Raw genomic sequence first — 25007 nt, 5'->3', positions numbered from 1 at the left:
TGCCGCGCGACGGCCGCGACCCGCTTGGCCTGGGCATGGCGATCAGCCTGATGATGACCGAGCGCGGCCTGGTTGCCCCGGCCGCTGGCGGCAGCGTCCTGGCCCAGTGGGACACCATCCTCATCGCGGCCGCGCCCGAGCTCACCGGGCACGTCCAGGCGGTGAAGTTCGATGCGGACACCGGCCGCCTGGAGGTCGTCCCCGATGCCCCCGCGTACGGCACCAAGGCCCGCTGGATCACGCCGCGGCTGATCGCGGCCACCAACAGCACGGTGCGCGAGGCGAACGTCCGGACGGTCAACGTCCTGGCGCCCACCGCCCGCACCGCCGCCGCGACGGTGTTCCCGGCGGCCGCCGACGATCCGGCCCCGCGGCCGGTCGTTCCGGCCGAACCGGTGAAGACGCGGGAGAGCGCGTCGGCCGGCTACCGCCGTGCTCTCGCCGCCCACCGCGCGGTCGCCCCGCCCCGCCAGGACGACCAGGCCCTGGCCGCCGCCGTCGAACGGCAGGAACAAGTCCGCCGCGAGCTCGCCGCCACTGTTTTCCCCGACGCCGAGCAGGACCAGGAGGACAAGGTAGTGGCGTCACTCGAAGAGGTCCGGGTCCAGCAACGACAGGCTGCCGCAGCCGTTCGTGCGGCAGCGATCCGTCGAGCCCGCGCCGGACGACCGGTGTGCCGCCCGCCGCGCCCGCTCCGCGCCAAGCCGGGTGAGCTCGTGCGCTCCGCCCGGCCGGTTTCAGCGGAAGCGCCAGTCGGTGAAGACCTGTTCGGCGTCGGCTTCGACGACGTCCCGCAGGTCTTCGTCGTCGTCCGGGGCGTCCAGGCCCAGTGCGGCGAGGACGTGCCGGTAGTACTGGTAGGCGAAGTGCGGGTCGCCTGCGGCCAGCAGGGACGACAGGAGCGGCTCGTCGCCGGCCGTGGACCGGTCGACCTGGACGAGCACCTGGACGCGTTCGTTGTTGGTGAGAGAGGGGAGCGCGGAGCCGAGCTGGTGTTCCAGCCGGTTCCAGCTGGTCGCGGTCCGTTCCCGTGCCGCCTTCTTCAAGGCTCCGCGGACAGCCGCCGCAGCGGGAACGAGACGGTCTGGCAGCTTGGCGGGCTCCGTGATCGCGTCCGGCTGTGGTTGCGGGGCCGGAGAGGTCTTATTGGCCGTGCCCGGTTCTTCTACGGGGGCGGCGATCTTTTCCACCCACTCGTTCACCTTGTGCTGCTCAGCCTCGGACAGGTGGTCCCCGGCCTCCTTCGCTGCGAGAATCAGCTCCTCGACGAGATGCTTCTGCTGCTGGGCGGACAGCTTTTCACGGCGTAGACGGCCGCTGATGCTCTGGACCCGCCCCCGCGCCCTGTTGCGTGCTTTGCGCTCCTGGGCCTGCGTCACGGGCTGAGCTTGCTGTTCCTGAGCCTGTGCCGCGGGACGGCTCCGGCGCTCTTCGGTCTCTGCCGTACGGCGTTCTTCCCGCTCCCGGACCGCTGCCGCACGGCGTTCGTCCGCAGCCCGCCGTTTCTGGGCAGCCTGCTGACGTGCTCCTCGAAGGAGTGTGTCGGCCGCCTGGAGGATGCCCGCCTCCTGCGGCGTGGTCACCGTGTCGCCCTGGATGAACCTTCTGACCTGCGGGGTCAGCGTCGTGACCTTGTAGACGTGACCGTGCCGGACCGCCTCATCGAGTCCGGTGAAGAGCCGCCAGCGGACACGGTCCTGCTCGTCGAGCAAGTCGTTGGCGTGGTCGATCGCGCGTTGCAGGTGATCGAGCGCCTGCCCTTCGCAGCGAGGCACCTGGAGCTGGGCGATGTCCCGCAGCTGGCGGACGGCGGCAGTCTCCTTCTTCTGTACGGCGGTGTTGATGAGCCGGGTCAGAGCGCCGATCTGCACCGGCCCTTCGGTCTTCTCGCTGCGCGGCCGCGGCACCGGCGTCCGCTCCGCGGCGGCACGCGCGGCTTCGACGCGGGTGACGACGGGGGTGATGAGCCGGCCGCGTCCGTCGACGGTGCAGTCCGCCAGCTTGAAGTCCCAGTCGGTGCCTACGTGCGGGAGCTCGGTGCCGAGCATCATGACCCGCTGGTTGCCCTCGCTGACGAACTTGATCCGGTTGACGTAGCCCCGGCGCACCAGGGTGTGGTGGTCGACCTGGACGCCGGGGCCGAGGATGATGTCGCCGGCCTGCGCCGCGTCCCAGTCGGGCGGCGTCGCGGGGTTCATGTGCAGCAGCAGCGTGCGCCCGTCCAGCTCGATCTCCACAAGAGAGCCGACTGGGGCGTCGTCGCGGTCGATGTAGCGGTAGCGCGGGGTGTGGCCCTGGCGGCGCAGCCACGTCTGGGTGGCCGCCCGCACGTACAGGTGGTCCGCGCTCGCGACGCCCCGGGAACGACGGCCGCATTCGGGCAACAGCCCGTCGGGGTCGGGGAAGTGGGCGAAGTGGCTGACGCGGACGTTGCCCCGCCTCGTAGTGAGCTGGCCGCCGCACCCGCCCAGCAGGATCCCGCACCAGAACGTCGTGTCGGCAAACTCCTCGCGGAACTCGTCGAGCTCGTCAGCATCCGTCGGGCAGACCACCGGATCATCGGACTCGGGATCCGCCAGAACGGCAGTCTGGATCTGCCGGTTGTCAACGCCCATCGCCAGCCCCTTCGCCAGCACAGCCCACCTCTCCCACCTGCGGGGGAGTGTCCTGCGGGCGGAAGGGGAGAGGTAGATCACCTTCAGCCGTTTAGCCTAATGAGCGTCACGGAGAGTCGCACCAGAATGCGGGAAACGTAGTCGCCGCGACGCGCCACCACTGCTACTCGTTCCGGCCGCCGACACGCACACTGCTCGACTCTCTGCCCGCAGGCAAGGCAAGGTGGGATTTCAACTACGCTCTCACTGCCAAAGTGTCTGCGCCCTAGCGGTGGCGGGCTGAACTCGTCGATCACGAAGTGCTGGAAGCGAAGGTACAGCAACGGGTGAAGGTCCCGGTGCCGTCGAAGCCGCAGATCCAAAAGCGGCTGAATGAGGTCAAGGGCGACTCTCGGATCGACGGCCGGTTGCCAGAAGGGGCGATCGGGGCGGAGCGACCGTGCCTGTGGCGGCACGAGGTCAACACGTACGCGTAAGAGTGACCGCCATTCCTGACGGACACGTGGGGCAAGTCGCTCACGATCCAGTTGTGATCCTCGGTCGCCCCGGGGGACGACCGCCATCTACATCCTCGCGCAACGCGGAGCTCGCCCGCGAGGTGCGATCCTCGGCCACCCTGACGGCCGAACTTGCTGGGACCATCCCCGCGTGCGCGGGGAGCAGGTCAGCGTCCACACGGAGATGACGGCCCGCCGGGGACCATCCCCGCGTGCGCGGGGAGCAGGAGTTCTCCCTCGGCATCCTGCGGGCCGTCACGGGACCATCCCCGCGTACGGGGGGAGCAGAGCGACGCACAGGCCGGGCGCAGGTCGTACTGGGGACCATCCCCGCGTGCGCGGGGAGCAAGACGCCAGCGTCAGGCCCTGCCCGTAGATCGGGGGATTATCCCCGTGTGCGCGGGGAGCAGACGCGGATGGCGGTGACCCGCGGCCGGGTGAGGGGACCATCCCTGCGTGCGCGGGGAGCAGCTGGGCACGATCCCGACCACCTGAAGGGTCGGGGGACCATCCCCGCGTGCGCGGGGAGCAGGACGGTCACTTCTGGTGGCTCTCCGATCGGCGGGGACCATCCCCGCATGCGCGGGGAGCAGGGAAGCACCGTTGAGGAGAATCACTACTCATCTCGCGTCATTGTGGTCTCGGTATGGCATCTCGCGTCGATGAAGTACACGACGTGGGAGCAGGGCCACAGGTGCGATCGAGAGTGAGTCGAGATGGTGAAGGGTCTGCCGATTGGCAGCTGACTGCTACTCAGCACCCTGGATGATCAGTGCCTCAAGCTCAAGCCAGTTCGCTGGTGTCAATGTCGAGACCGAAGGGTTCAGGGATTCTGATTTTGGCCCCGAAAGGGTGAGGTCCGTCAACGCGGGTGTAGCCGAGCCTTCCCGGTTCCGAGAAGAGGGTGACGCTCTGCTCCTGGCGGTCAATAACGAGATAGAGCGGAGCGTTGTACTCGGCGTAGCGCTTGCGCTTGACGACGCGGTCGGTATCTCCGTTGGACTCCGAGGTCACCTCGACGATAAGGAGGGTGTCCTCGGGCAGGAGAGCAGCGGCTCCCTTAGCCTGGGCTGCCGGGACGACCGCAATGTCGGGAACGAACCAGTTGGAGGAGCCGGGCAGGTCCAGGTTGCCGGATCCAGTAACGCATCCCAGTTGCCGTGCGCGCGGCCGGATCTGATCGCGGATGGTTTCCGCTGCCGCTTCGTGATCCCAGGTAGGAGACACCGGCTCGATGATTCCTTCGATGATCTGGGCGCGGTCACCCCTGATGTGCTGGACGGCGTACTTCAAAGCCTGTTCCGGATCGACGTTGCTGTAGTCAGCCGCTGTGCTCATCACGCTTCCCGTGTCCAAAGGCCTGCGGGGAGAGTACTGGCGCCCGCTCCACAGAAGCTAGAGCAGCCACGTACAAGGTACTCACGTGAGTACCTACCGCTAAACGTTAAGGGGAGCTACCTGCTCTTGGTAGCAGGGGAGCAGTCGGACAGCCAGCCGGCCATCGAGCAGACCTAGGGACCATCCCCGCATGCGCGGGGAGCAGCCCGACGTGGTCCATGGCCATGATGTAGCCCTGGGGCCATCCCCGCGTGCGCGGGGAGCAGACATGCGGGGGCGGCAGTACCTCGGGAAGGCCGGGACCATCCCCGCGTGCGCGGGGAGCAGAGGTCGTCCTGGAACGTGTAGCCCCCGTACTTGGGACCATCCCCGCGTGCGCGGGGAGCAGGTGGGACGAGGCCGAGCCGCTGGTCCGGGAGGCGGGACCATCCCCGCGTGCGCGGGGAGCAGGTCTGCCCGGTCGGGAGCGTCGCGTAGACCCAGGGACCATCCCCGCGTGCGCGGGGAGCAGGACCTTCCGCCGGGGTGCCGGCACCCGAGGGCAGGACCATCCCCGCGTACGGGGGGAGCAGAGCGACGCACAGGCCGGGCGCAGGTCGTACTGGGGACCATCCCCGCGTGCGCGGGGAGCAGCCGGGAAGCTGGTCGGAGTACTTCTGATCGTTGGGACCATCCCCGTGTGCGCGGGGAGCAGACCTCTTCTCCTTGAAGACCCTGAAGGATCTCGGGACCATTCCCGCGTGCGCGGGGAGCAGGCCTGAATCGCGGGAATCCAGTGGCGTCGGAAGGGACCATCCCCGCGTGCGCGGGGAGCAGTCCATCCATGCATCGGAGGACATCGTTCGGGCGGGACCATCCCTGCGTGCGCGGGGAGCAGGTCAGGTTCGCGGCCTCCGCGCCGAGCTCGATGGGACCATCCCCGCGTGCGCGGGGAGCAACCAGCGATACGGGCGCGCAGGGCGCGGGAGCGGGGACCATCCCCGCGTGCGCGGGGATCAGTGTACGGCGTCAGTACGAATCCCCTGGCCAACGGGACCATCCCCGCGTGCGCGGGGAGCAGAGCGACGCCATGGGACCATCCCCGCGTGCGCGGGGAGCAGATCCGCTGCTTGGCTTCGCGCTTGAGCGGCACGGGACCATCCCCGCGTGCGCGGGGAGCAGGCCACCTTCGGCGGACTCCTCCGCCTGATCGCGGGATCATCCCCGCGTGCGCGGGGAGCAGTTCGAGCTCTTCCTTCGTCGAGCCACGGAGTCGGGACCATCCCCGCGTGCGCGGGGAGCAGGGTGACGGGACGTCCGTCGGCGAAGCGCTCATGGGACCATCCCCGCGTGCGCGGGGAGCAGCCTTCGGGCCCCGCCTTGGCGGGGCCTGTTGCGGGACCATCCCCGCGTGCGCGGGGAGCAGTGCATAAGAGGACCCCTCAGAACGCCCCAGGAGGGACCATCCCCGCGTGCGCGGGGAGCAGCGGGTGTCGACGGACGCAGGGAACACCGTGGCGGGACCATCCCCGCGTGCGCGGGGAGCAGTCCTTTACCCACCGGGCGACCCCGTCGCCCTTGGGACCATCCCCGCGTGCGCGGGGAGCAGAACGGCGTGCTGCGGTCGATGAACCTGCCCGCGGGACCATCCCCGCGTGCGCGGGGAGCAGCACCACGCGTCGCACTGGTCGCCGCCCGGGTCGGGACCATCCCCGCGTGCGCGGGGAGCAGGCGGGCGAGCGGATCGCGGCGGCCGTGCACCGGGGACCATCCCCGCGTGCGCGGGGAGCAGTGCGTGGCATGTTCACCTCGGCTGGTGATGAGGGGACCATCCCCGCGTGCGCGGGGAGCAGGCCCAGACTCTTCTCGCATATGCCGGAGGCTGGGGACCATCCCCGCGTGCGCGGGGAGCAGCCGGTGGTCCGCCGACCTGCAGATCAGCCCACGGGACCATCCCCGCGTGCGCGGGGAGCAGCTGCTGCGGGGCGACTCGGCCGCGCGAGCAACGGGACCATCCCCGCGTGCGCGGGGAGCAGACTCGCTGACCTGCATGTTCTTGCGGGACACGCAACGATTTGAACCATCTTCACTGAACTTCCCATACCCGTCAGAGCGTGACAAAACCCCTACGCTTCTCGGTGCCTGCGTCCCGCTTCATGCATCGTTTCTCCCCAAGTCAGATGCTTTCCATGGTCACATGGCTGGAGGGGACTGTTGGGCCTGCAGGAAGAAAGTCTCGCGCCACGGCTAGGACTTGTCCGGACGATCACGTTCGGAGCCAGATGGTGAGGGCTGCAACGGTGGCGGTGCCGAGGTAGACGTAGCGACGTTTGTCGTAGCGGGTGGCCACGGCTCGGTGTTGCTTGAGCTGGTTGATCGCCCGCTCGACGGTGTTGCGCTTCTTGTAGCGATTCTCATCGAAGCCGGTCGGCCGACCGCCACGTGAGCCCTTGCGTATGCGGGCCGCCTGGCTGTCGGATTTCTCCGGGATGGTGTGTCGGATTCCCCGCCGTCGCAGGTACTCGCGGATGGGGCCGTTGCTGTAAGCCTTGTCGGCCGCGAGGCTGTCGGGCTTCTTGCGTGGCCGGCCCAGGCCAGGTCTGGGCACTCGGATCTTCTCCAGGACCGGCTTGAACTGGGTGCAGTCGGCCCGCTGACCTGGTGTGACGATCAGGGACAGTGGGCGGCAGCGGCCGTCCGCGCTCAGGTGGAGCTTGCTGGTGAACCCGCCGCGCGAGCGGCCCAGGCCCTCACCTCCCGCACCACCTCCACCAGGCGGGCGACCAGGCTCTGCCATGGTGTCTCGCCCTGGTGTTCCACCTCTGCGCCCCCCTTTGATCCCGGGGCCGGCGGCAGGTCGGTGCGGGCGCCGGCCGCGTGCTGATGCGCGCGGGCGATGGTGGAGTCGACCGAGATGTCCCAGTCGATCTCGCCGGCGGCGTCGGCCGCGGACTGGACCTGTTGGAGCAGACGTTCCCAGGTGCCGTCGGCAGACCATAGGCGGTGGCGTTCGTAGACGGTTTTCCACGGTCCGAACCGTTCGGGCAGGTCACGCCACTGCACCCCGGTCCGCACCCGGCGCAGAATCCCGTCGATCACCTGCCTATGGTCCCGCCATCTGCCGCATCGGCCGTTGCTGACCGGCAAGAACGGCCGCAGTCGTTCCCACTCGGCATCCGTCAGATCACCCCGCCCCATGCCCAAAACAACGTCCTGAGCAAAGAGGAGTCACGTGACTGAGCTCGACAGATCCCAGAAATGCGCTTGACTGCCAGGGTGAACATCAACTCGACGGAAGCGAGTCCGTCCGCGACCGCGAAGGTCAGGCGTTTCCGCAACGGTGACTCGGTGGAGCAGCTCACGTCTCTGCTCCACCGTGCCTACGCGGACCATGCTGCTGCCGGACGGGTCTTCTTCGCCTCCTACCAATCTCCGCAGGACACCCAGCACCGTTTGAGCAAGGGCGAGTGCTGGGTCGCGATGAACGGAGACGTACTGGTCGGCACCGTCACCGTCTCAGCTCCGCACACCACCCCGGCCGGATACCCGGCGCCGGCGGGCGGGGGCTCGTTCTGGCAACTGGCTGTCGAGCCGTCGCAAAGAGGCACCGGTCTCGGGCAAAGGCTGCTGGCTCTGGCGGAGTCACGCATTATTGCCCTCGGATCGACACAGGTCGTCATCGACACCTCCTCGCAGGCAACAGACCTCGTCGACTGGTATCGCCGGCGAGGCTACGAGTCGATCGGCGCCTGGCGGTGGGATGTCACTAATTACGACAGCATCGTCCTTATGAAGAATCTGCCGCCGACAACTTCGTGATCGCCCGGACAAGTCCTAGTTTCCAGGCGGACGGATCCCAGTACAACCAGTGGTCCTGACAGGTAACGGGCCCTGAACCCGCCCGGGCCGTCACGATCCACAACGGCACACCGGTAACCGCTCCTCAGCCCCGAGAACCGCCCCGTACGCGGCGGACGGGCTGCCTGGAAGAGAGTTGGAGCACCCCCACGCCGTGGGGGTGAGCCGTAGATCTCAGAGGTGGATGTACCGGAGCTCTCGTCCTTTCTACCTGCCTGGGGAACTCGGACGTCGGTGGGTTCGCGGAGTGTGTCGATAGCCTGTGGGTGTGTCGGGACATGTCATTCCAGGTCGCGCGGGCGATCTGATCAGGGTGCAGGCTGCGGATGCTCTGTGGGCCGACCTCACAGCTGATAGCGCTGTCCCGACGGCTTCCACAGTGTTTGTCAGCCCTCCCGTCAGTGTCCGGGCGGGTTATGTCCTGCTCGGCAGCCGTGTGGTGATGACGGTGAAGGCGGGTGACGGCCGGTGGAGCGTTTCGGAGAGTGAGGTACGCCAGGCCGCAGCGGAGCTGTGCGCGATACAGGTGGACCTTGAGGATCTGGTCCGTATCGGTCCCTTCGGCGGTGTGCCGAAGCAGGAACCTGGTGGGGGAGTGCTGCTGGGATGGCGTCGGCGCATCGTCCGTGAACTGCAGGAGCCGACCCTGCCCGGGCAGGCGGTGCGAGACGAAGGTGTCCGCACGGTTCATCTGGCGGGGCTCGACTGGCGGCGAATACTCGTAGAACAAGACCGTGACCGCGCAGGACGCACGTGGTGGCTGCCACGCTCTGTGGTCAGGGCGCTGGACGCGGCAGAGCATGCCGAAAGACGATGGCTGCAAACGGCACGGACCGGTCCGGAGACCGCAGGGCCCACCAGACCGCGCCCTCCTCGCAGGCAGACTCCCCCCGGCAGCCGGCAGACAACAAGGCCCGATCCCCCGGCCGCCCGCCTGCGCCCGTACAACGAGGAACTCAAAGGCCTGCTGTATTCAGTGCTCAGCAGAAAACCCGACACTTCCCGCAAAGTGGCCGGATGGATCTGTGCCGTATGCCACACAGCCCCCGCCGCCGTCCTGGACCACTGCCACGAACACGGCTATGTCCGCGCACCCCTGTGCCAGTCCTGCAACACCCAAGAGCGCCCCGACCACCTCTACCCCAACGACATCCGCGTTACCGACCGCTACACACGCCTGTTCACCACCCACGCCCACCACTGGCTACACCACTGGCACCGCTGCCCCGGCTGCCGCACCCGCACCACCCTGCCTCTGCCCCACCTCGCCGCATGGACCGCCCACACCGCCTGCTGCCCCCTGCGCCCCACCCACCGCGACACCCACAGCTCCCGCGGCCGCAAACCCTGCGGCACCCTCCGCGTGTCCTGGACCGGTAGCCACCACGCCCCACACACCTGCCTGCTCACCATCAAAGTTGACTTCTGTCCCTCCGGCGAACACCGGGACCTGGCGCAAATCCCCTACCGCCAAGCCGCCGAACAGTTCCGTATCTGGCTGGCGGAGACTGCCCCTACCGTGGCCGCCGCGGCCGGCCCCGACCGTCTGGACGACCTCCCTACCCAATTCCGACCCGTCATCGCAGACACCAGCAAGGAAGATCAGGGACTGTTCTGACGACAGAATGCCAACCTTCTCCCCACCTCCGCGGGAGCGGGGGAGCGCCGAGGGTGGTAACGGTGACGCCGGGGACCACCCCCGCGTGCGCGGGGAGCAGAGCTTGTCGGCGATGGCGTCGGCCAGAGCCGGGGGACTATCCCCGCGTGCGCAGGGAGCAGGGCCTTCTGTACGGACAAGCAGGGAAGGGCGTAGGACCATCCCCGCATGTGCGGGGAGCAGGACAGCCGAGGGCCGCAGATGACCACGAGGTTGGGACCATCCCCGCGTGCGCGGGGAGCAGCCGCGGGCACGCCGGTCATCCTTCGGCTGCTGGGGACCATCCCTGCGTGCGCGGGGAGCAGCAGCAGACGGGCCGCGCGAGGCCTGGCGGGTGGGGACCATCCCCGCGTGCGCGAGGAGCAGGCGGGGAAGCCGACGAGCGCGGCCTGCATGCCGGGACCATCCCCGCGTGCGCGGGAGCAGAAGACCCCCAAGCGCCGGCGGGTGTCCCGCTGGGGACCATCCCCGCGTGCGCGGGGAGCAGAGCACGTCGGCCCGGCAGGACTGGCACAGCGGGGGACCATCCCCGCGTGCGCGGGGAGCAGATGAGGCCCGCGTACGGAGCGCAGGCCGCCGTGGGACCATCCCCGCGTGCGCGGGGAACAGAGCTTGGTGACCTCGGCCGGGGTGTACTCGGTGGGACCATCCCCGTGTGCGCGGGGAGCAGATCGCAACGCAGTTCCTGACCTACCTGGTGGTGGGACCATCCCCGCGTGCGCGGGGAGCAGCAGATGCCGCTCTGCGGGATCGCCCTGATGACGGGACCATCCCCGCGTGCGCGGGGAGCAGACTCTGGTCGACGTGCCGTTCGATCAGGTGACGGGACCATCCCCGCGTGCGCGGGGAGCAGTCCGGCTCCCACATGTACGAGAACCGCCAGAGGGGACCATCCCCGCGTGCGCGGGAAGCAGATGGCGCGGGCGACATCCAGCCGGGTGCGCTGGGGACCATCCCCGCGTACGCGGGGAGCAGTACAGACTATCGCTGGGTGATGCTGTATCTACGGGACTATCCCCGCACCCGCGGGGATGGACCTCCTTCGGTGGACCTACGCTCCCGCCGTGCGTCTGCTCCCCGCTCGCCCGGGGATGGACCCCGTTGAGCCTTGCGGCGGTGACGGTGTGGTCGTCTGCTCTCTGCTTGCGTGGGGGTGGTCCTGGATGGGGAGGCGGCGGGTGAGGTGGAACTGTTTCCTATCTGCGCCTTGGCCGGTTCTTCGAGGACGCCGGTTGCTTGTCTTGTTTGCTGCGTTTGTGGGGTTGGTTTCTGCCGTGCTGTCTGGTCGCAGCACGGCAGGTCCTGCTCTTTTGCGTGCCCTGCTTGCCGGGATTTCCTTTGGTTCGTCTGCGATGGGTTTCCTGGTGGGTGGTCAGCTGCTGGTGGGTCTGGTGAGGACGAGGCCGCAGGAGTAGGCGCGGGCTTTTCCGAGGCCGTTGGTCAGGGTGTGGGTGAAGTTTGTGGGGTGGGTGACGGTGAGGGTGCCGCGGATTTCGGCGCGGCTGATTTTGAGGCCTTTGTGGTGGTCGGATTCGACGGGTGGGAGCATGCGGATCGCGAGGGTTGCGCGGTCTGCGTCGGCGCCGATGTGTCCGGTTTCGTGGTTTTGGTGCTGTGTGGTGTCTGTGGGGTGGAGTCGTGCTTCGAACCAGCGGCGGACGTGGTCGGGCCGGACGTGGGGGAGGCGCTTGGAGGGGCCTCTGGGGTGGGTGGTGCCGGGGGTGTTTGTGGGTCGGACGGCGCGGACGGGGTTGACGACGGTGCGGAAGGTGTAGCGGTCGCCGGTGGTGATGGGCAGGTCGATGTTGCGTACGTCGGCGGGCTGGCGGAGTGCGGTGCGGGGGAGGGGGGACCAGTCGGGTCGGACGCGGGACTGCACGACGATGAGGAGGGTGTTGGTCTTGAGGTCGGCGGACCAGGTGGAAAGGACGCCGAGCTGGGCGCGGGCGTCGCGTTCGCCGTCGGGTACCCAGTTCTTGAAGCCGGCCATGACAGTGCGGTGCATCTGGTGGGCGTCGGTGAGGGCAGTTGCGGCGTGGGGGTGGTTCAGGTCGAGCTGGAGGATGCTGTGGCAGGTGATCAGGCGGCTGGTGGTCACGGGATGATGTCCCATTCGATGGTCGGCTCGGGGGTCAGGCGGGTGCGTGTCTCCCACCGGGGAGCATGGGTGCGGTGCTCAGGGTGGAAGGTGACGGGCTGGTCACGGGTCTGAATGGCTCCGTGGGTTCCGTTGGTGGCTTCGAACCAGGCCCAGGGGCGTGTGGTGGTGGCGTTGGGCAGGAGGGCGGTGGTGTTCAGGACGGTCTCGAGGGTGCCGGTGTGCACGCCGCCGGAAATGGTTCCGGTGGGTGGGCAGGATTTACGGCCGAGCCAGAGGAGGCGTGCGGGGTGTTCGAGGGCGTGGCTGATGCGGTTCAGGAGTGCCTGGTCGGGATGCTGGACGGCGGCGACGAAGGCGGCGTCGGCGAGGTACCAGCGGGTGGTCATCATGGCGTCGCGTGTGGTGTTGCCGGCGACGAGGGTGCCCAGGTCGGGGTCGGGGGCGATTTCTTTGGGTGCGCCGTACCAGTGGGTGACTGATTGGGCGGGCAGGTGCCCGAAGGCGGGGCCGGTTGCCTGGTCGAGTGCTGCGGCGGCTTTGGCGGCGCGGCGGTGGTCGGTGATGAGGTCGCGGGGGCGCAGGGGGTAGTTTCCGCCGCCGACGATGTGGAAGTCGCGCAGGGCGGTGCCGGGGCGGTCGGCGCGGGTGGCGAAGCGCAGGCTGGTGAGGGGGCCGAGGTCATCGGTGCGGTCGTGGCCCAGGGCGGCTGCGATGAGTCCGACGACGGCTGATTTGGTGGGTCGTGGCTGGGTGTCGCGGCGGTCGAAGCGGGCGAGGGCCCCCCAGGACTGGAGAGGGGAGGCCAGGCGCATGAGGAGGACGGAGGTCACGAGCTGGTCAGCTCCTGTGCGCTGTCTGCTTCGGTGCCGGGCAGGGTGCCGGCGCTGATGTGCTGGTCGACGAGGTGCTGGACGTCGAGGTCGTAGGTGAGCACGCGGGCGGGGGAGATGTCGGTGCGCTTGCGCAGGACGAGGGCGTGCTGCTTGAGGAGGCGGTCGGCGGCGGCGAGGGAGGCGGGGCCGTCGGTGGTCTCGTCGATGGGCTTTTCGAAGGCGCCGGCGTAGTTGAAGGGGCGCTTGCCGGTGAAGGCGAGGACGAGCTTGGGTAGGACGCCGGTGGAGGCGGTGGTGTTCTTCTTGGCGTGGGGGACGGCGTTGGTGAAGGCTTCGACGAATTCGCGTTCGGCTGCTTCGGCGGCGGTCTGGGCCTCGTTCGGCTTCATGCCGGCTGCCAGGAGGTTGAGGCGGATCTTGTAGCGGTCGAGGGTGGCGTGCCGGTAGAAGGTGCCGGTGATCAGGGACTGGTAGCCCGTCATGCCGGCGCCTGCGTCGTCAGCGACGTCCAGGAAGTCCAGGGCGTGCTCCTTGCGGTGGAGCTTGGCGTCGTCGGCGGCGGCATAGAAATCGTCAATGTGTTCTGCGGCATGGACGGTGAAGGCGTGGGCGGTCTGGATGGCGCCGTCGACGTTGGGGGAGTCGGCGATCTCGGCGAGGAAGCGCCCGTAGAGGGCGATGTCGATGGCGTCGCGGGGGGCGAGGGCGGTGAGGACGGCCTCGCGGATCTCCTTGGGAAGCTTGGGCAGGTTCTCGCCGGTGTCGTCGGCGCCGGTATCGGCGGGGTTCTCCGGTACGGGGGTGCCGTCCTTCTTCGCTTTCCGGGCGGCGGCGGCCTTCTCCTTCTTCGTGGCCTCCGCGGCGGTCTGGGCCGCCTTGGCCTGGAGGTATTCGCTCACCCAGGCGGCGGTCGTTTCCTCGTTGGCGCGGACGTAGGCGGCGATGGACCGGCCGGCGTCTTCGGGGGCGAAGAGGAGGACCTGGGTCAGGTTCTGGGTGTTGGGCTTTGTGCCGAACTTCAAGCCGACGCCTGTGAGGAGGGCTTTTGAGGTTTCCAGTGCCCGGGTCTTGTCCCAGCCGTGGAGGCTGGTGAGGGCGTCGGCGGTCTGCTTGGCCCATTCGCGGGTGCGGATGCCCATGGTGTATCCGGCGAGGGCACCTTGGCCGTTGTTGGCGCGTTCGCGGCTGTAGGTGCGTTCAGCGCGGCGCCGGGACTGCGAGGTGATCATGGTGCGCAGGTCGCCGCCGTACCTGAAGGCCTTGGGCATCCCGTTCTCATCCCTGACGGGAAGGGCGGCGGTGAAGGTCTCCAGGAGGTGGAGGGAGAGGAACTGGTCACCGCTGAGCAGGTCGGTGGCGGCGGTGTGGGAGAGAGCGGTCACTTCGGGTTCCTGTTCGGGTAGGTGGGGGTGTAGAAGGACTTGCCCCAGGCATCGGCGACGGGGCGGCCGCGTTGCTGCCAGCGGGCGAGGTCGTCGGGCAGGAGTTCCCAGGCGGGTGGTGCGGTGCCGCAGGAGCGGGCCCGGTCGATGACGTGCTGCAGGTGGCGGGCGGGGACTTCGCGGGAGGCGGTGATGCGGGTCAGGAGCCGTTTGGCGCCGGGGTCCTGGGGGCCTCGGGTGAGTCCGTTACCGATGCGGCGCAGTGCGGCGCCGACGTCGCCGTATCCGTAATGGGGGCTGGTGGCGCCGGCGTGGTAGCGGGCGAAGAGGAAAGCGGTGAGCTGGTAGTACTGCTCCTGCTCCGGCACGGGGGCGAAGGAGGCGGCCTGGTAGTGCGGTTCGAGGCGGGGGAGGGGCTGCGGGCGGCGGAGCGCGGCCAGGGCCCCGACGTTGCGGGAGCGGACGAGTCCTGCGAGCCACCCGGTGAATTGCGCGCTGGGGGGATGCTCGGCGGCGGGCTGGGTCATGCGGCGGCTTCCTTGAGGTGGACGGGCGCTTTGCTGTGATCGAGCAGCTTCTCCAGGCGGCTCTGGGCCGTGACGCGGGCCTCGAGACCGGTGGTGCCGCCGGAAAGGCTGATGAGACGGTCGTTCAGGCTCTGGATGCTCAAGGCCCGGATGGCGCTTCCGAACTCGTCGAGAGCGCCGGTGGTGTCCTGGCCAGCGGTGACCTGGTCGAGCAGGACGTGGAAGTGGTCCGCGGCACCCGCCCACATCTCGGGTTCGCCGTTGAAGCGGGCGATCTGGGCCTTCTTGTCGTCCGGTTTGGGGTTGGGGTAGGCGATGTCGCGGGCGGTGGACGCGGCGAGGTAGAGGGCGCGGGCTGCGTACTCGCAGATGGCTGAGCCTGTTTCGGCTGCGTGCCGGAGGGGTGCTTCGCGGCCAGGTACGTAGGGGAACTCGTCGGTGACCCAGGTGATCGGCTTGCCCTGGGTGGCCAGGAGGCCGACGGTCCACAGGTGGATGCGGCGGCCGTGGAGTGTCGCGATCCGCCCGTAGAGGTCGGTGCCCTTGTCCCGGTCGGCGACGGCGGCATACAAGGCTTCGGACTCGCGCCACAGGTCACGGTTGGCGGAGGGTCCCAGAAGGCGCTTGACGCCACCTGGGCCCGTGTGGGTGACGGCGTCCTGCAGGTACTCGGCCGGCAGCGGGGCCAGGGTCTCGCCGGCGCCGATGAGGACCCTGTCGACTCCGGCGGTTCCGTCCGCAAGAAGGGCCGGCCGCAGGGCGATGGAGCGGCCCAGGACGGTGTGCAGATCCGCAGGCCCCTGAGGGGTACGCGCCTGCCGGGGGCCGGGCTGGGTGAAATCACGGCGCTGCGGCAGCTCCTGGCGCCATGTCAGGTTGAGGGGGCCGGGGTCGCGCGGCCAGGGAGTGGTGTTGAGGCGCAGAAGATCGCCGAGGGTCGCTCCGTCCCAGGCCGGGCGGGCGATGACCCGCAGCCGTGAGGCCAGCCGGTTCGTCCCGAGGTTGGTGAAGGTGCCGGGCAGTCCCATGGCGCTGGCTTTGATCCTGCCGCGCATGCCGATGGCGAAGGCGTGCTGGACCAGCATGGCGCGCCATGCAGCGTCGGCCGGGACGGGTTCGGGGTGGTGCAGGTGGTGGTGGTCGAAGAACTGGTTATAGTCCCCGACCCGTTCGACGAAGAGCTGGGCGGGTCCGACGCCGTACGTGTCGAGGTGCGGGTGTAGGGCGGGGTTCTGTCCGAGGGGCTGTTCGGAGTCGAACAGGTCCCAGCAGCCCGGATGCTTCTCGATCCAGGCGGCGACCTCGTCGAGTGGGGCGCGGTTCTCCACATACTGCTTCCACTCGTCGGTGGTCTCGGGATAGGCGTCGGCTGCGTAGATCAGGCCGAGCAGCCACTCGATCACTGCGGCTGTCTCGCCGGGGCTGTCACCGTAGACAGCGCTGATCTCATCGGCCCGCCGGAAGGTGTCAGGCAGGTTCAGCTTGAGTTCTTGCTGGTCAGAGCCCGTTGTCAGTGTCGGGATGCATGCTTGGACGCGCGGTTCCCACCGCATGGTGTCTGCCCTCTTTCATGGAGGTCGGAAAGCTTCCGAACCTATGCACTCTGTTCGGCTGAGGCTGACGGCGCGAGACATTACAGGAAGGAGAACCCTCGTGACTCAAAGTCAGGAAAATTTCCTGAGGCCTCATCAGTTCATCTGGGCAAAGACCGATCAGCGAGGAACCAGCCGCCGAATGGGCGGCCCCGCCTGGAACTCGCTGCTCGCACACGTCCTCGACGTCGCGGCCGTCGTCGGCCAGTTGTGGGACCGGTACCTGCCCCCCACCATCAGGGCCCGGCTGACCGAAGCCTTCGCAGAAAAAGACCCCGTCACTGCCAGGACGATCGTGATGCTGCTGGCCGGCCTGCACGACCTTGGCAAGGGATCAAGCTGCTTCCTGCGCCAGTTCGGTCAAAATCCCTGGGACGGCGCCTACCTGCGCCAGGCGCGTACCACCTGGGAGAAGCAGGCCCGCGCCGCCGGCCTGCCCCTCGCCGACCGCCTCGACGCCGAGCCCTCCGTACGCCACGAGCACATCACCGCCTTCCACCTGCCCCGCCTCCTCGGCTGCCCGGGCGAGAACTGCGGAGGCACAGGCCCCTGCCACACAGGCCTGCACGACGTTGCAAACCTCCTCGGAGGACACCACGGGCACATTCCCAGCCACGCAACCGTCGAGCGCGCCCCCATGGCCGCCGACACCGGCCTGTGGCTGCCCATCTACACCGAACTCGTCGAGGAGGCCGCCGCGCTGATCGGCGCCGACCTCACCACCCTGCCGCTCCTCGTACGGCCCGAACGCCCCGCCGTGCTCCCGATCTTCGCCGGCCTGGTGATCCTTGCCGACTGGATCGCCTCGGACGACACCCGCTTCACCTACCGCAACCTCTCCGACAGCACGACGACCTGGTGGCAGACCTCCCTCACTCAAGCCCGCACAGCCACAGACGCTCTGGGCCTGGACGCCTGGCAGGCCAAACCCACCACCTGGGAAGCCCTCTACCCGGGAACCATCCCCCGCAGCTTCCAGACCGCCGCCATGGCCGCCCTTCCCGCAACCGGCCCCGCCCTGATCATCATCGAATCCGACACCGGCTCAGGAAAAACCCGCCTCGCCCTCGCCTGCGCCCACCACCTGGCCGTGACCTGCGGATACCAAGGCCTCTACCTGGCCATGCCGACCAGAGCCGCCACCAACCAGGCCGCGCGCGAGACCGCCCGATTCATGCAGCACGCCCTGAACAGCCAGGACTCCGCGATGCTCGCAGTCGTCCACTCCACTGCCCAGGCCACCGACTTCGTCCACGACCTCCTCGACGCCGGACGCGCACCAGGACAAGCCGCACTCGACAGCCTCGAGGACTTCATCACCACCCCTGACACCGGACCAGGTACCAGCCCTGCCACGTCCCACGCCGTGCTCAGCCCCTGGTACCTCCGGCGCTGCCTCGGGCTGATCGCCCAGTTCGCCGTCGGGACCGTCGATCAGGTCGTCCTCGCTGCTCTGCCCAGCCGCCACTGGATGCTGCGCTTCCTCGGCCTGGCCACCAAGACCGTCATCATCGACGAGGCCCACGCCTACGAGCTCTACCAGCAAGGCCTTCTCGCGGCCGTCCTGCGGTGGCTCGCCGACGCCGGATCCTCCGTCGTCGTCCTTTCCGCCACCCTGCCCGCCGCCGCCCGCACAGCACTCACCGACGCGTGGTGCGCGGGCCACCGCACCGCCCCTTCGGACGCGGGCCAGACCGGCCCGATCACCATCGTCGACGAACACGGCTCCATTACCCGCACCGGCAGCGGCATCAAGATGCCCAAACTCCGCACCCGCATCGCCTTCCTCCCCGACCCAGGTGCCCAGGAACTGGCCGACCACGTCATGCAGGAGGCCGCCGGCGCCGGCATCACCCTGGTGCTGCGCAACCGCGTCGACAGCGCCGTCGAGCTCTACACCACTGCCCTGCGGCGCGCGGCCGCGAACGGCTGGCGACCCGACAACATCATCCTGCTCCACGGACGCACCCTCCCGCGCTTCCGTCTCCCCGTCGAGGAACGCCTCAAGAACCTCCTCGGCCCGGACGAAGACCCCCAACGCCCCAACCCCAACCGGCCACACCGTTTCCTCGTCATCGCCACCCAGGTCGTCGAACAGAGCCTCGACATTGACTTCGACCGCATTTACACCGACCTCGCACCGATCGACCTCCTCATCCAGCGCCGAGGCCGCCAGCACCGCCACACCGTGAACGACCCCTACCGGCCCTCTTGGGCCCACAAAGCCCGCATGACCCTCCTTCTCCAGGAAGGTCCCGACGGCCTCCCGCTCGTCGAACCCCCGAATCCGAAGGAAGGCCGGCCCACCGGCAACCTCGACGGATACGTCTACGCCCCGTACACCCTCATCGCCTCCTGGCATGCCCTGAAACTGCGGACCCGTGCCGACGGCACTGTCCGCATCGTCACACCCACCCACACCACCGACCTGATCGAAGCCGTCTACGGCCCCCGCCAGATGGCAGACGGAGCCCTCGGCGAGATCCTCGACCGGACATGGGCGAGCTGGCAGAGCCAACTCGCCGACGAACAGGCCCAGTGCGACATCCGCGCGCTCAAGCCCTTCACCCGCAAAGGAAAGCCGACACCCGTCAGCGGCCTCGTCTCCGGCGACGCCCACGGAGACGGCGACGACGATGGCATCGAAGGGATTAGGGCCGTCTCCCGGCTCGGTGACCCGTCGATCGAAGCCGTAGCCCTTTACCGCCAGACCGACGGAACCCTCACGTACGACCAGGAAGGCACCCTCCGAGCCGACCTCGCACGCCACACCCCCGACAGCCCCGCCCGCAAGCAACAGCAAAAAGACTTGCTCCTCAACACCCTGGCCATCCCAGCACACTGGTTCACCCGACAGAAGACGTCCCTGCCCGCCCCCGAGACATGGCCGGTACACCCCGCACCCGCGCTCAAATATATGAACGTCGCCCTGTTCGACCCCGCCGATGGCACCTGTATCAGCGGCCCCCTCGGCCTGACCCTCCACCCGTCCACTGGACTGTCCAGGTGAGTCCCCACAAGGACACAGCCTCGAGCGAACGTTCCTGCCGCTATCGTTTCTCACCTCCGGTCCAGCCGGAGATAGGCCAAGAGTTCATAGATTCTGGCCTTCAGCCCCACCGCCGTGGGGATCACGTGCCGCCCAACCGGGCGGCACGTACCGCCCGGCAACACCTTTGGCTCTCCAGCAATATGGACAGTCACAGGCTGTCTCACCCATCGCCTGACCGGAGCGGATCTGTTTCCGGCGCTCGCAGGAATGCACCCAAGGCCGAGGTCTACCTGCACTTCGAGCACTGCTGCTCCCCGCGCACACGGGGATGGTCCCCACCAGTGATCTGTGGTCGGGGCCCGGTTGCTCTGCTCCCGCGCAGGCGGGGATGGACCCCCGCTAGGTGCACCACCGGAGGCGATGTAGGCCTGCTCCCCGTGCACGCGGGGATGGTCCCTTGTACGCTGCGGCCTTTACCTTCAGGCGGGTCTGGTCCCCGTTCGCGCGGGGTTACTGTCTGCTCCCGGTACCCGCTGGGATGGCCCCTTCCCCATGCACGGACCACTTCTTCATCAAGGCCTGCTCACCGCACCCGCGGAGATGCTCCTGCCATGATGGGGCGCTCCTGGCTCGTGTGTGCCTGCTCCCTGCCTGCGCGGGGATGGCACCGGGAGATCGGCTACGACCAGGAGCTGATCGAGCTGCTTCCCGCTTGAGTGGGGATGGCCCCATCCGAGTCAGCACGTGGAAGGAGGAGAAGATCTGCTCCCCGCCTGCGTGGGGATGGCCCCAAGACCGCCGAGGACCTCGCGGGCGGTACCGACTGCTCCCTGCTCGCGCAGGGATGGTCCCGGGCTCAGGGATCGTGGCGCCGATCATCTGAGCTGCTCCCTGCTCCCTGCTCCCTGCTCCCTGCTCCCTGCTCCCTGCTCGCATGGGGATGGCCCCTCCTTGAACGCATCCGCGATGATGTCGGTGTCCTACTCCCCGCCCCTGCGGGGATGGCCCCGAGGTCCAGGCGAAGCTGGCGCTCGGCCTTGACTGCTCCCTGCTTGCGCGGGGATGGTCCCCCGCAACTCTGGCACCTGGGAAGCGCCAGCATCTGCTCCCCGCACCCGCGGGGATGGCCCCTCGGTTCCCACCGCACTGCGCGAGGTGTGCGTCTGCTCCCCGCGCACGCGGGGATGGTCCCAAGTTCGCGGGCTGGAAAGACGGCGGCGAACTCTGCTCCCCGCGCACGCGGGGATGGTCCCGCGTCAGCCACAGGCTCGACGAACTGGAACGACTGCTCCCCGCGCACGCGGGGATGGTCCCCGACCTGCCCTTCGTGCGGGCTGGACGGCGAGGTGGGAGTCACCGCCGACGGCAGCCCCGTGCTCCTGGAAAGCAGCGACCCTGCGGCACCGCTGGCAGCGGGCTGCTTTCCGGGTCTGCGTCGATGGCCGCTGTACGGGTAGCACGTCCAGCCCCTGCCGGAGGGCGCCGACTTGGAGACGGTCTGCCGGATCGAGCACGCGGTCGTCTGCCCCGCCCGCCCGTTTCTGCTGGAGCAGCCTGCGCTGTGGAGCCGGTGGCTCTTGAACCAGAAGCGCCGACGGCGGGCCCAGGAACTGGCCGAGGCGGAAGCGGAGGCCCTGGGCGAGGCGTGAGCCGGCGGACGGTGGCCTGTCGTTGCGGGGCGAGCAGGTGCGCCGCAACGTGGAGTCGCTGCCAGGGGCCGACGGCGAAGGCGGCGGGACATCCTTGACCGTCACATCCAGGGCTGCAGCCGACGACGGTAGGCGTCCCGCCATCAGGCTGCTGGCGGTTGGCCAGTCGGGGCGGCTTGGTCGGCGGGCTGGTCCAGCTGCTGCTGGCGGCGCCGCTGCTCGTTGCGGTGTTCTTCGACCCGCTGGGTGAACAGCTTCAGTGCCTGCTGCTCCTGGTCGGCGTCGAAGTCGCTGTAGGGGCCGACGCCAAGGGTAAAGGCGTTGGCCTCCTCCTCGATGGCGTCGGCGGTCTGGAGCAGGAAGTAGCTGCGCTCGCGGTACTTGTAATAGCCGGTGAAGGCGGCTGCCAGCGTGACGGTGAAGCCGATGGCGACGATCGTGATGTTCTGCCAGGTGAACTGATTGCGGGTGTCCAGGGCTGCGACGGTCGTTGTGGACGCAGCCCCGATCATGATGAGGTTCTGCAGCGTGTTGTGGATGAGCCGGTACTTACGACTGTCCGTCCGGTGCTGCTCGATCACTCCGGCCACGTCCTCGCGGTAGAGGCTGCGCCGCTCCTTCAGCGTCGGGTGGATGAGCGCGCTGAGAAACCGGAGGGTTTCACGGTTCGTCGCGAGCATGTCCTCCAACTGGGCCAGGCTCAACTGGCCGCGGGGAGGCGCGGCGACCAAGGCGGCCGCGCCGGAGACCAGCGCCAGCACTCCGCAGGTGATGTCCACCCGGAGAAACCGGGAGGGCGAGCCCCAGGTCAGCACCGTCCACAACAGGCCCGTCAGAACCGCACCGCCAGCTACGGCCAGGGCCAGGGCCACCGTGCGGATTCTCCTCCTGCGCCGCACCAGGTCCCGCTCCGTCTGCCTCACGTCGTGCCGCAGCTTGCGCAGCGAGGAGTGTTCATCGGCTTCGGCCTGCCGTTGCTCGGCACTCAGGTGTTCGTCGGCATCACTGATGCGGCGGGGTGCATCATCGTCAAGGCTGCGGGCCACGGTTTCGGTCCTCTCGTCTGCGCAGGCTCAGGGGGCGAACGCTTCGGTCAGGCCGATGCGGCGGCCGTCTTCTCCCATCAGCGCCACGGTGACGCCGAACGGGTCGGAGCGGTCCAGCTCGATGGGGCGAAGGAGAAGTTCACCGCAGCCTGGATCGGCGGCACCGGCTCGCCGCCGGGCCGGGGCGCGAAGGTCGGTCTCCGGCCGAGGGTGACCGACGTCCAGCCTTCGGGGTTGCGGGACAGAAGCTGCTCGTTATAGGGAAATTGGTGCAGGACGTACCCGTTCCGGGTGGCGAGCGCCAAGTTGAGGCGTGGGACCGGACCGACGACCGGAAGCTCGCAGGCGGTGGTGACATCGTGGGTCTCCCAGGCAAGGACCACCTTGTCCGCACCGGCCGCCGCGGCGATTCCGGCAAGCATGTCCTGCCCGGGGCTGAGCGGGCGGGCCCACATCAGCCCGACCAGCTCGCCGCGCATCAGCGGCATCATCAGCGGACGCGGCTCGCCCCCCTTGTCCAGCGAGGGGGTGTACGTCTCCTTCGCCACACCGACCAGACCGTTCCACATCCGCGCATCCACGGAAGCCCCCATATACCAACTGTTCGTGATCACAGCCGACCCTGCCACGTGGAGGGATGCGGCGTCAGGGCGATGATCGGCCAGCCTGCGGCGGACAACAGGCACATCAGCAGCCCGCTCTCGTTGGACAACCGGAGATGGGGCGACCGCCTCGGGACAACGGCGATCCGCATCTCGGTCAGCTCCTGCGGCACCGAAGAGGCGCGGACACGCTCATTGCGGACCGGCCAGGTGGGGTGAGGGGCCGTCAGTGGGTCGGCACTCTCTTGGTCAAGGCCGGCCGCCACGTCTTAGAGGCCCTAACACAATGAGGTGGATCGGTCCTGGTGGCCGTGTCCGGTCGTCGGGATCGGCGTTGTCCGGCCATGGGGGCTTCACCGTGGATCGTGTCGGATGACCTGTGGGAGCGGATCGAGCCGCTCCTGCCGAAGCGGGAGAGACGGTTCAGATACCCGGGCCGCAAGCCGGTCCCGGACCGGCAGGTGCTGTGCGGGATCCTGTTCGTGCTGCATACCGGTGCCCAGTGGGAGCACCTGCCCCAGGAGCTCGGCTTCGGGTCCGGTATGACGTGCTGGCGCCGGCTACGGGACTGGAACGAGGCCGGGGTCTGGCAGCAGCTGCATGAGGTGCTGCTGGCCGAGCTGAACGCAGCGGCCCGCCTGGACTGGTCGCGGATGGTTGTCGACTCCAGCCACGTCAGAGCGTTAAAAGGGGGCTTCAGACCGGCCCGTCGCCAGTCGACCGGGGACGGGCCGGCTCCAAGCACCACCTAATGGTGAGTCACGGGGCCGGTGAAGCCTGAAGCACCACTGGGTCCGGAGCCCTTTGATCAGACGGGCTCGCTGGTCCCGTGCCCCTGGCAGCGACGTTACTGATCGGGTGATCGATTCGTTGGTGTCCGTGGTCCGAGCCCCTCGCGGGGAACACCTCTCAGCTCACCGGGGAGCCGTCGAGCCCCTGCCAAGACCGAGGCCCCCGCGGGCAGCTGGGGTCACGAACGGCTGATCGGATGACGGGCCACCAGAGCCCTTCCATTAGGGAGTCGCGTGCCCCTGCACGGCTGTGACCAGCAACAACATGTGGCCACGGACAGGAAGGACGTGAGACAAGCCCATGAGGGTGTTCTGCGGAATCGACTGGGCCAGCGACCACCATGACATTGCCCTCGTCGATAACGACGGCAAGCTGGTGGCCCGGGCCAGGATCAGCGACGATGCCACTGGCCTCCAACAACTGCTCGACCTCCTGGCCGATCACGGTGACGGTCCCGACACCCGCATACCGGTGGCCATCGAGACCTCCCGGGGACTCCTGGTGGCCTGCCTGCGAGCCAGTGACCGGCCGGTCTACGCGATCAACCCGATGGCAGCGTCCCGATACCGAGAACGCCACACCGCTGTGCGCAAGAAGTCCGACCACCTCGACGCGATGGTCCTCGCCAACATCCTCCGCACCGATGCCGCGGCACACCGGACGATGCCCGCCGACAGCGAACTGGCCCAGGCCGTCGCCATCCTCGCCCGTGCACAACAGGACGCGGTCTGGGACCGCACGCAGGCCGGCAACAAGCTCCGATCCCACCTGCACGAGTACTTCCCCGGCTACCTCGACGCCGTTCAGCCGATCCTCGGCGGACTGAACTCACCCGTCGCCCGAGTACTCCTGGCGGCCGCACCCACCCCGGCCCGGGCCGCCCGGTTGACCAGGACCCAACTGCGGTCCGTACTGAAGCGAGCCGGGCGCCAGCGTGGCATCGAGGACGAGGTGACACGTCTGCATGCGGCACTCCGCGTTCCGCAGATGCGCCAACTCCCGCTGGTCGAGGATGCGATGGGCCGTCAGGCCCTGACATTGCTGCGAAAGCTGGACACTGCCTGCATCAGCGCAGATGAACTCGCCGAAGCAGCGGTGGAGGCTTTTGAAGCACACCCGGACGCCGAGATCATCACCAGCTTCCCAGGGCTCGGCTCACTCACCGGCGCCCGGGTGCTCGCCGAGATCGGCGACGACCGGTCCCGCTTCGCCGATGCCAAGGGCCTCAAGGCATACGCCGGAGCCGCACCGGTCACCCGGGCGTCCGGCAAGAGCCTGTCCGTCAAGGCCCGCCGCATCAAGAATCAGCGCCTCGCTGCTGCCGGCTACCTCTGGGCCTTCGCGTCCCTGACCGCCTCACCAGGCGCAAGAGCGCACTACGACCGCCGCCGCGCTGACGACGACCGCCACATATCGGCCCTACGCAACCTCTTCAACCGCATGATCGGCTGCCTTCACCACTGCCTCACCAAACGCGTCCACTACGACGAAACCGCTGCGTTCCCCACCCGACCCGAACCTTCCCTCGCGACTGCGGCTTGACTCCT

At 68.6% G+C, this 25007-nt stretch carries 14 protein-coding genes, 2 pseudogenes and 3 CRISPR repeat arrays; of the genes and pseudogenes, 6 read left to right on the top strand and 10 right to left on the bottom strand.

Going from position 1 to position 25007, the window contains the following annotated elements; translation table 11 throughout:
• Nucleotides 1–737: 737 nt before the first annotated feature.
• The 3 genes and pseudogenes from BLW86_RS42495 to BLW86_RS40205 form a co-directional block, all read right to left on the bottom strand.
• A complete protein-coding gene (locus BLW86_RS42495) occupies nt 738–2615 on the bottom strand; it encodes a hypothetical protein (RefSeq protein ID WP_177181999.1) in 1878 nt (625 codons plus the stop codon).
• Between the two features lie 1280 nt (nt 2616–3895).
• Nucleotides 3896–4450, bottom strand: coding sequence for a Uma2 family endonuclease (locus BLW86_RS40210; protein WP_093879251.1), 555 nt, complete (start codon nt 4448–4450; stop codon nt 3896–3898).
• Between the two features lie 176 nt (nt 4451–4626).
• A CRISPR array of direct repeats spans nt 4627–5510; the repeat unit is 29 nt; unit sequence GGGACCATCCCCGCGTGCGCGGGGAGCAG.
• Between the two features lie 11 nt (nt 5511–5521).
• Nucleotides 5522–6465: a CRISPR direct-repeat array (repeat unit 29 nt; unit sequence GGGACCATCCCCGCGTGCGCGGGGAGCAG).
• A gap of 230 nt (nt 6466–6695) precedes the next feature.
• Nucleotides 6696–7627: pseudogene (locus BLW86_RS40205) on the bottom strand (IS5 family transposase).
• Nucleotides 7628–7705: 78 nt separating this feature from the next.
• On the opposite strand from BLW86_RS40205, the gene BLW86_RS40200 reads away from it, so the two are divergent.
• Together BLW86_RS40200 and BLW86_RS40195 are read left to right on the top strand one after the other, a co-directional pair.
• The gene (locus BLW86_RS40200; RefSeq protein ID WP_177181998.1) at nt 7706–8248 is read left to right on the top strand and encodes a GNAT family N-acetyltransferase; all 543 of its coding nucleotides are present in this window, start codon (nt 7706–7708) and stop codon (nt 8246–8248) included.
• 307 nt (nt 8249–8555) lie between these two features.
• A complete protein-coding gene (locus tag BLW86_RS40195; RefSeq protein WP_093879249.1) occupies nt 8556–9905 on the top strand; it encodes an endonuclease domain-containing protein in 1350 nt (449 codons plus the stop codon).
• A gap of 1411 nt (nt 9906–11316) precedes the next feature.
• Here BLW86_RS40195 and BLW86_RS40190 read toward each other — a convergent pair.
• Genes BLW86_RS40190 through BLW86_RS40170 form a run of 5 tightly spaced genes read right to left on the bottom strand, consistent with a single transcriptional unit; the run spans nt 11317 to nt 16340 of the window.
• Entirely contained in the window at nt 11317–12042 is a 726-nt protein-coding gene (locus tag BLW86_RS40190) for a type I-E CRISPR-associated protein Cas6/Cse3/CasE (RefSeq protein ID WP_256341786.1), read from the bottom strand.
• A complete protein-coding gene (gene cas5e / locus BLW86_RS40185) occupies nt 12039–12875 on the bottom strand; it encodes a type I-E CRISPR-associated protein Cas5/CasD (RefSeq protein WP_256341785.1) in 837 nt (278 codons plus the stop codon). Before cas5e ends, BLW86_RS40190 begins: the two co-directional genes overlap by 4 nt.
• Entirely contained in the window at nt 12872–14260 is a 1389-nt protein-coding gene (locus tag BLW86_RS40180) for a type I-E CRISPR-associated protein Cas7/Cse4/CasC (protein ID WP_093879247.1), read from the bottom strand. Before BLW86_RS40180 ends, cas5e begins: the two co-directional genes overlap by 4 nt.
• Nucleotides 14257–14787: a type I-E CRISPR-associated protein Cse2/CasB gene (casB, locus tag BLW86_RS40175; RefSeq protein WP_093879246.1), complete on the bottom strand. Its 531-nt coding sequence runs from the start codon at nt 14785–14787 to the stop codon at nt 14257–14259. Before casB ends, BLW86_RS40180 begins: the two co-directional genes overlap by 4 nt.
• Nucleotides 14784–16340 (bottom strand): type I-E CRISPR-associated protein Cse1/CasA, encoded by a 1557-nt coding sequence (locus tag BLW86_RS40170; protein ID WP_093879331.1) that lies wholly within the window; start codon nt 16338–16340, stop codon nt 14784–14786. Before BLW86_RS40170 ends, casB begins: the two co-directional genes overlap by 4 nt.
• Between BLW86_RS40170 and BLW86_RS40165 the strand changes: the two genes are divergently transcribed.
• A complete protein-coding gene (locus tag BLW86_RS40165) occupies nt 16309–19389 on the top strand; it encodes a CRISPR-associated helicase/endonuclease Cas3 (protein ID WP_093879245.1) in 3081 nt (1026 codons plus the stop codon). The two genes, BLW86_RS40170 and BLW86_RS40165, sit on opposite strands and share 32 nt — an antisense overlap.
• Before the next feature lie 901 nt (nt 19390–20290).
• Nucleotides 20291–20685: a CRISPR direct-repeat array (repeat unit 30 nt; unit sequence TCTGCTCCCCGCGCACGCGGGGATGGTCCC).
• 173 nt (nt 20686–20858) lie between these two features.
• The gene (locus tag BLW86_RS42490) at nt 20859–21020 is read left to right on the top strand and encodes a hypothetical protein (protein WP_177181996.1); all 162 of its coding nucleotides are present in this window, start codon (nt 20859–20861) and stop codon (nt 21018–21020) included.
• Nucleotides 21021–21163: 143 nt separating this feature from the next.
• Here BLW86_RS42490 and BLW86_RS43740 read toward each other — a convergent pair whose 3' ends face one another.
• Nucleotides 21164–22066, bottom strand: a complete 903-nt coding sequence (locus tag BLW86_RS43740; protein ID WP_256341783.1) for a DUF4231 domain-containing protein — start codon at nt 22064–22066, stop codon at nt 21164–21166.
• Between the two features lie 77 nt (nt 22067–22143).
• Nucleotides 22144–22680 (bottom strand): hypothetical protein, encoded by a 537-nt coding sequence (locus tag BLW86_RS40155; RefSeq protein WP_256341782.1) that lies wholly within the window; start codon nt 22678–22680, stop codon nt 22144–22146.
• A 332-nt stretch (nt 22681–23012) separates the two neighbouring features.
• On the opposite strand from BLW86_RS40155, the pseudogene BLW86_RS40150 reads away from it, so the two are divergent.
• Together BLW86_RS40150 and BLW86_RS40145 are read left to right on the top strand one after the other, a co-directional pair.
• Nucleotides 23013–23422, top strand: a pseudogene (locus tag BLW86_RS40150) (IS5 family transposase); the annotation flags it as partial.
• Between the two features lie 338 nt (nt 23423–23760).
• Complete coding sequence (locus tag BLW86_RS40145; RefSeq protein ID WP_093879198.1) at nt 23761–25002, top strand: IS110 family RNA-guided transposase; 1242 nt, start codon at nt 23761–23763, stop codon at nt 25000–25002.
• Nucleotides 25003–25007: the final 5 nt, after the last annotated feature.

This window comes from Streptomyces sp. TLI_105 (assembly GCF_900105415.1).
In the GTDB taxonomy this organism is placed as follows: Bacteria; Actinomycetota; Actinomycetes; order Streptomycetales; family Streptomycetaceae; genus Streptomyces.
Note: the sequence above shows the minus strand (reverse complement) of the source record. Positions and strands in the feature narration are given on the sequence as shown.